The organism is Kitasatospora sp. NPDC088783, from assembly GCF_044750705.1.
Classification (GTDB): domain Bacteria; phylum Actinomycetota; class Actinomycetes; order Streptomycetales; family Streptomycetaceae; genus Kitasatospora; species Kitasatospora fiedleri.
In genome coordinates this window covers 174,680-178,915 of sequence record NZ_JBIVKJ010000009.1, presented here as the reverse complement: position 1 = coordinate 178,915, position 4,236 = coordinate 174,680, and the positions used below count along the sequence as shown (strand labels likewise).

The window sequence follows — 4,236 nt, the reverse complement described above, 5'->3', positions numbered from 1 at the left end:
TGGCGGCGGTGAGACGACCCCGCCCGCCGGTGGCGGCGGTGAGACGACCCCGCCCGCCGGTGGCGGCGGTGAGACGACCCCGCCCGCCGGTGGCGGCGGTGAGACGACCCCGCCCGCCGGTGGCGGTAAGGGCGTCACCCCGGTCGGCGACAAGGGCGGCAGCACCGAGGCGCCCAGCTCCGCGGCGACCGGCACCCCCGACAAGGCCGTGCAGGCGTCCCTGGCTTCGACGGGCCCGGGCGACGTCGTGCCGCTGGCGCTCACCGCCCTCGGACTCCTCGCCGGCGGTGCCATCGCCTTCGGCGCCGGCCACCACCGCAGCCGCGCCTCGCGCGGTGAGTCCGACGCCTCGGCCTGACCCCATCCAGCAGCCAACAGGCCAGGTCGAGGCTGACCTTGACGGCCCTGGCAGTCCCGACAGGGAGGAAGCACATGGCACTGCGAACGTCGGGACCCAGGGCCCCCCGAGCGGAAACCGGGTGCAGCACCCGGACCCGGCACGCCACCAGGCTGGCCACGGCGGCACTCGTCATCGCGTCGACGGCGCTCCTCGCGAGCTGCACCGAGCATCGGCCCGGTCCTGCCCCCACCGAGCCGGTCCCGATTCCCACATTCTCCTCGGGCGCGAGCGGCAGGGAACTGCCCATCTCGGCATATATGCTGACGTCCCGCCAGTCCGCGCAGCTCGACTGGGTCCGCCTGGCCGCCACCGGGGCGTGCATGAAGCGCTACGGCCAGCAGTTCCCTGTTCCGGCCAGGCCCGCGAACTGGGACACGGCTGGCAGCACCTACGACATGATGCCCCGCCGGTACGGCGTCGCCGATCCGGAACAGGCCCACAAGTTCGGCTACCACCTGCCGTACGAGAGCGACTCGGCATCCGCCGCACCGTCGCCTCAGGCCATCAACCAACTGCCCGAGGACGCCCGCGTCGTCCTTCTCGGACTCGACCCCAAGACCGGCGAGCGCGTCACGGAACTCCATGGCAAGCAGCTTCCCGAGCAGGGCTGCCTCGGTGAGTTCGACAGGCTCCTGCCTGGCGCGGACGGCGGCCCGATGGGGCCCGGCAGCGGCGGAGAAGGAATCGTCACCCAGATCAAGGCGAAGAGCTGGTCCGACGCGAAGGCGGATCAGCGGGTGGTGGCCGCTGCGGCCGCTTGGTCGACCTGTATGGCCCGCCACGGCTACTCGTTCACCGACCCGATGGAGGCACCGGCGAACCTCCCCTCGATGAGCGAGTCGACGGCCAGCCCCGACGAGATCCACCAGGCGGACGCCGATGTGGCCTGCAAGGCAGAGGCCAACATCACCGGGATTTGGTTCGCAACCGAAACCGACCTGCAGAACAAGGCCATCAACGCCAATGCCGAGGCGCTGCAGAAGGTCAAGGCGACTCTCGAGGCCGAGAGCGCCGAACTCCAGAAGCTGGTCAGCCGCGACTGGACCACGACTGCCTGAGCAGCCCCAGAGCTCGAGCTCCCAGACAAGGCGGGCACAGGGCGCATGACGGTGCCCGCCACCATCCGAAGCAACTCGCACCGACCGAAGGGACCAGCATCGTGAACCGTCTCACCCGCCGCCTGGCGACCTCGGCGGCCGTCGGCACGATCGCCGCGGCCAGCCTCCTGACCGGTGTCGGTCAGGCCAGCGCTTCGAGCACGACCGTCAACGGCTGGAGCACCTGGAGCAACCCCGTCCGTTGCAAGGACTCCAACGGGGCCACCGTCACCATGTGCCTCTACTACAGCCCCAACGCCGCTGGCGCGTTCACCATGGGGTACAGCATGTACGACAGCACCATCAGCGAGACCTTCTGGAAGACCGACTACATCGGCTCCGCCGGCTACGGCCAGGCCGTCCGCAACAACGCCGCCTCGGTCGAGAACGCCGGCTACAGCACTCTCGGCGTCTGGGTGTCGCCCTGGTTCACCGGCGACTCCAACCTCATCCCGGGCGGCCGCGGCGGCAACCTCACCCCCCGTCTCCGCAACAACGAGGCCAGCTGGGGCTTCATCGGCTCGCTGCCCGGCTCGCCGGTCCTGCGCCTCGACTGATCCTTCGTCCGCCGGGCGTAACCCCGGCATGCACCACGATCCCAGGTTGCCCCCGACACCGTCGGGGGCAACCCCCCCCTGTTGTTCGGAGAGGCGGCAATGGCACCTGACCGCGGCGTACTTCTTGTCCTCGGCCCTGTGCCGCACGCCGTACAGGACAACCTCCTGCACGGCGCAGCGCAGGAACTCCCGGTTGTCCTCCTCAACGACCAGCTGCCCACCTGGGAGAGGGCGCACATCGCAGGACACATGCGGTGCGACGTTCACGACGACCGGGCCCTGGCAGAGGCAGTAACCACCTTCCGCTCGCGATTCCCGATCGCCGGCATCACCACCTGGAACGAAGAGTGCACGCATGCGGCGGCGGCAGTGGCGCGCCGCCTCGGACTTCCGGGACCTTCACCGAAGTCGGTGGGCCGTTCCCTTGACCGGTCGCTGAGCGCTGCTGCCCTGGTTGCGGCAGGTGTGCCGTGCCGCGCGTCGGTGCACACGGGCGGCGTGGAGTTCGCGCGGACGGCAGCAGCACGGTTCGGCTATCCGGTTCTCGTGGAGCGGGTCGGAAGCGTCGACGGGCCGGTGCGGGCCGACAACGAGGAGCAGCTCCTGCGGACGTGGGCGTTTCTGGCATCGGCCCCGGATGACACACCCGGCACCGATCGGCGCGTCTTGGTCTCGCAGTGTCTGGAGGGGGAGGTCGTGACGGTGGATGTCGCAGTCCGCAGCAAGGCAGGGGCAGTCGCTGCGATCGCCTTGACCCGGCACCGGACCGTCGACGTAGGGCGAGCGCGCTGCATGGAGCTTAGTGTCTCCGCGGACGATCCTCTGCTGGAGGACCTCGCGCCGTTGGCAGTCCGCGCCGTCTGGGCACTGGGACTGCGAAGGACGCTGTGCAGCGTCGACCTCGTACTCACGGGCAGGGGGCCGAAGATTCTGCGGGTGACCTCGCGGGTCGCCGCAGGGCTCGGCCCGTATCTCGTGTTCTTGGCCACGGGGGTGAGCCTCGGCAGGGAGAGCGCGGCGGTTGCCTGCGGGTCCGGGGCGCGGACCGCCGGGGGAGCTGCCAGCGGTGCCGCGGCCGCGCGGATCTTCCGTCCTGGAAGCGAACCACTCGTTCGCGGTGGTGAGCGGCGGGTGCCGATCGGGATGCCGTGGCTTCGCAGGTACCTCCTGCTCGGTGATCCGGCAGGGCCTCAGGAATCCCGCCGCTCGGCTACCGCCACAGAGCAAGCCGAGGGTCTCAGTTTCGCTGTGGTCGTGGCGGACTCGCTGGAGCAGGCCCGTGATCGGCTTGCCGTGGCGGCTGCCCGGATGGTTGCCTGACGGCCCGGTCCGGATCCGGACCGGGTGGCGCAGCGTCTGTTGGTCGGCCGGGCCTACAGCGTGAACGCCGGGCACTTGCTCCAGCGGTGTTCGCTGTGGACCAGCTTGAAGGGGCCGTCGCAGGAGGTGCACAGGAGATTGCCGGTGGCCCTGTCGGGTGCAGCGCAGCGGAGGTTGTCGCACACGCCGCACACCGTGGGTGCGCCGGGGGCGACCTGGATGATCAGGCGGTCTCCGGGCGCGGGAGGCTTGAGGAATGCCAGGCGCCCCAGGCACTCGTAGGCGGCGCTGCCCTCTTCGACGAAGAGTTCGGTGCTGACCGTGCCGTCGACGTGGTGCACGGTGAAGTTCTCGGTGTTCCAGCGGCAGTATCCGTAGTACTCATCGAGCTCTCCGTCGATGAGGATTCGGCTGGCCGGCGCGTCGGAGCGCAGTTCCGACAGGTTGTCAGGGCGGGCGAGCTCGATGCGCAGAAGGCGGGGGAGGTCTCTGCGCAGGAGTGCCGTCTGGGCGGCATCGATCAGCGCGCGGAGCGTATTGAGCGCGCCGAGGGCCTGGCGGATGACGGCCTGGGTGATGCGCCGGTGGATCTGCGGAATGGATGAGGGCAGGGCGTCGATGAACAGGGCGGACCTCCTTCTGCGGGGGACGGGGATTCGGTCCGGTCGGCGGTGGGTGGTCGCGCGTCGTGTCGTGGCGGGTCAGATCGCGAATGGGAGAAACGGTTGGTGGGGGCCCCCCCCCGGGGGGCGCCCCCCCCCGCTGCCCGGGGGGGGGGGCCCCCCCCCCGCATGATATAATAATTTTAACCCCAATGGGGGGTTTTGGCGGTGCCGTGGGGGGGGGGTTTTTTAGGTACCGG

At 70.2% G+C, this 4,236-nt stretch carries 5 protein-coding genes and 1 pseudogene; 5 read left to right on the top strand and 1 reads right to left on the bottom strand.

The window, feature by feature from the left end; translation table 11 throughout:
- The 4 genes and pseudogenes from ACIP60_RS24965 to ACIP60_RS24950 form a co-directional block, all read left to right on the top strand.
- Positions 1-358: pseudogene (locus ACIP60_RS24965) on the top strand (hypothetical protein); the annotation flags it as partial.
- 299 nt (positions 359-657) lie between these two features.
- Positions 658-1,458: a hypothetical protein gene (locus ACIP60_RS24960; RefSeq protein ID WP_400687929.1), complete on the top strand. Its 801-nt coding sequence runs from the start codon at positions 658-660 to the stop codon at positions 1,456-1,458.
- A 101-nt stretch (positions 1,459-1,559) separates the two neighbouring features.
- Positions 1,560-2,054, top strand: coding sequence for a hypothetical protein (locus ACIP60_RS24955; RefSeq protein WP_400687927.1), 495 nt, complete (start codon positions 1,560-1,562; stop codon positions 2,052-2,054).
- Positions 2,055-2,153: 99 nt separating this feature from the next.
- A complete protein-coding gene (locus tag ACIP60_RS24950; RefSeq protein WP_400687925.1) occupies positions 2,154-3,374 on the top strand; it encodes an acetyl-CoA carboxylase biotin carboxylase subunit family protein in 1,221 nt (406 codons plus the stop codon).
- 53 nt (positions 3,375-3,427) lie between these two features.
- On the opposite strand, the gene ACIP60_RS24945 is transcribed toward ACIP60_RS24950, so the two are convergent.
- Complete coding sequence (locus tag ACIP60_RS24945) at positions 3,428-3,715, bottom strand: hypothetical protein (RefSeq protein WP_400687923.1); 288 nt, start codon at positions 3,713-3,715, stop codon at positions 3,428-3,430.
- On the opposite strand from ACIP60_RS24945, the gene ACIP60_RS24940 reads away from it, so the two are divergent.
- Positions 3,707-3,979 carry a hypothetical protein gene (locus tag ACIP60_RS24940; protein ID WP_400687921.1) on the top strand — a complete coding sequence of 91 codons (273 nt, stop codon included), beginning with the start codon at positions 3,707-3,709 and terminating at the stop codon, positions 3,977-3,979. The two genes, ACIP60_RS24945 and ACIP60_RS24940, sit on opposite strands and share 9 nt — an antisense overlap.
- The last annotated feature ends 257 nt before the right edge of the window (positions 3,980-4,236 follow it).

Coding starts and splice junctions, on each gene's coding strand:
- ACIP60_RS24960 (WP_400687929.1), top strand. CDS start 658: ATGCTGACGTCCCGCCAGTCCGCGCAGCTCGACTGGGTCCGCCTGGCC.
- ACIP60_RS24950 (WP_400687925.1), top strand. CDS start 2,154: ATGGCACCTGACCGCGGCGTACTTCTTGTCCTCGGCCCTGTGCCGCAC.